The sequence below is a fragment of the Pseudomonas sp. R19M genome, from assembly GCF_050312585.1.
GTDB lineage: Bacteria > Pseudomonadota > Gammaproteobacteria > Pseudomonadales > Pseudomonadaceae > Aquipseudomonas > Aquipseudomonas palleroniana.
Genome location: NZ_JBNPJV010000132.1, coordinates 1 through 236, shown reverse-complemented (window position 1 = coordinate 236; position 236 = coordinate 1). Strand labels below are relative to the sequence as shown.

General features: G+C 57.2%; 1 protein-coding gene. It reads right to left on the bottom strand.

Annotation, left to right across the window (positions count from 1 at the left end):
* On the bottom strand, positions 1 to 236 hold a 236-nt coding region (locus ACQRBT_RS28350; RefSeq protein ID WP_427851708.1), incomplete at both ends, for an immunoglobulin-like domain-containing protein.

Here is a 236-nt window from a genome sequence, read left to right as displayed (position 1 = left end):
GTGGCCGTCAGTACCACATCGACTTTGTCGATAGTGTCGTTGATGGTGGTGGTTGCGCCGTTGCCTGCAACTTCCAGCTTTTCAAAGTTGCCGCCCGTGGCGTCACTGATCTTGACGGTCTGGGTGCTCTTATCGATGAACACGTCATCGCTTGGTGCTGGGACGGTCACGGTGCCGACGGTATCGCCAGCCTTGATGGTGATGGTCGAGCCGTTATCCAGCTTCAGCGTGACGTC